The organism is Peribacillus sp. NPDC096448 (genome assembly GCF_044762675.1).
GTDB lineage: Bacteria > Bacillota > Bacilli > Bacillales > DSM-1321 > Peribacillus > Peribacillus frigoritolerans_B.
Genome location: NZ_JBIWEU010000059.1, coordinates 1 through 1,678 on the forward strand (window position 1 = coordinate 1; position 1,678 = coordinate 1,678).

Annotated in this window: 2 protein-coding genes; both read right to left on the reverse strand. The window is 32.0% G+C overall.

The genetic code is table 11. From position 1 onward, the window contains the following. Positions 1–126: 126 nt before the first annotated feature. Positions 127–1,035 (reverse strand): anti sigma factor C-terminal domain-containing protein, encoded by a 909-nt coding sequence (locus ACIQ0C_RS27140; protein WP_403065999.1) that lies wholly within the window; start codon positions 1,033–1,035, stop codon positions 127–129. 1 nt (position 1,036) lies between these two features. Then, positions 1,037–1,531: an RNA polymerase sigma factor gene (locus tag ACIQ0C_RS27145; RefSeq protein WP_403066002.1), complete on the reverse strand. Its 495-nt coding sequence runs from the start codon at positions 1,529–1,531 to the stop codon at positions 1,037–1,039. Between the last annotated feature and the right edge of the window lie 147 nt (positions 1,532–1,678).

A 1,678-nucleotide genomic window follows, 5' to 3' on the forward strand; every position in this document is an offset into this window, starting at 1 on the left:
CTAACGCACCCGTTAGTTGATTAAGATGTTGATTTGGTGAAATCCATTTATTGCTACTAGCATATTTTTATTTAGAAAGCTTTATTTTAGTTGACCATTAATTATTTTACGAGCATATTCCTATCCCTAATAAGGAATTATAACTCCAACGCTCACATAGTTTACTGAATCTTGTTCAATTAGTGGTAATAAATCTTTTACCTTCCCTGTTAAAATGATACCACTCACCTGAACAGTTCCTTTCTGTTTGATTGATTTTATTAATGGCTCTACATTCGTATCTTTCTCGTCTTTTTGAGATAAATTTGATAATACCTTCTCGAAGTTTTTTACGTCTTCTGCTATATTGTCAGTCCCTTTTTCTGGAGATGTAATTGTAAAACCATATGCATAGTCTCCGATTACATACCCAGGCCTAACTGATACTTCGACATCAGGGTTTTGCACCCATGCCCACTGAGCAGTTGGAAATTGTTTCAGCACTTGATTTGTATTCATTTCTTGCTTAAATGAAATGCCTATTTCTACCACACTAGTTGAAGCTAAAGATTGAAGTAACTTACGATCATCTTCTACTTTTTTTCCACCAGGCACATAAAAATTAACCACCCTTTGTCCATTTCGATAAAATTGCCGACTATCTGTTGATGTTATTAAATTATCATAAATAGTTGTAGGTGAATCATAAATTTTAAACCAAGTTTGTTCGTTGTACCATGTGTATGGAATCCCAGCAATATCTTTTACATATTGGTCCTGATCAATAGCGGAATCTATACTAAAACTAGTTGTAGATTTATCATAATGGATATTCGCACCATATACTTCGCTTTGTTCAAACTTCACTGAAGAATACTCTTCCATTGAATGTTGCATTTGATTATACGCAATGATGAAAGTGATTCCTAAAACCATAAAGATACTTACCGTCACAATGGTTGATACAATAATTATCTTCTTTAATGATTTCTTTTTCGCTTTTTTTATCAATGGTTGGAACCCGTCCTTGGCATTGAAAATTGAATCTTTATCCATATCATTTTACCTCCTCAATCATCTTTCTCATTTTTTTCTTTGCTCTTGCTAACTGTGTTTTAATTGATTTATCGGTTGTACCATAAATAATAGCAATATCCTTTAAGGATAAATCTCCACTATATTTGAGTAACAGTATTTCTGCATATTTTTGTGGTATTTTACGTAAACACTCTGATAGCATTATATGTAATTCATTCTCTATAATAATTTGCTCTGGTGTTGTCCAATCCAGTAAATCTTCGAGGTTAAATGTATTTACATAATTATTTTTATACTTAAGTTTTCTTAAGCTATCGTAATATTTATTAATTGCTACTCTGTAAAGCCACGCATCAACATACTCTTCCTGAAGAGTATCTAGATATTGCACAAATTGAAAAGCCGTTTCTTGAACAATGTCTTCCGCATCCTCTTTGATCGCTCCCATTTTTAGCAAAAAGAAATACACAGCCTTCAATTTTTTATTTAGGTACAAGCTTAATTGTTCATCCATGACCACCCTCCTACACTATTAACGATTGAGTATTCGATAAGTAAACAATAATTATCAAATTTTTTCATAAAAAAAGATAGCCTTCTGCAGAAGACTACCCAACAAAGCTAAATATAAATTATTAAATAATACCTGAACTTGCTATGT

What these genes read in the sequence shown, in the direction of transcription:
- ACIQ0C_RS27145 (WP_403066002.1), bottom strand. Translation starts at nt 1,531, where the DNA reads ATGGATGAACAATTAAGCTTGTACCTAAATAAAAAATTGAAGGCTGTG.
- ACIQ0C_RS27140 (WP_403065999.1), bottom strand. Translation starts at nt 1,035, where the DNA reads ATGGATAAAGATTCAATTTTCAATGCCAAGGACGGGTTCCAACCATTG.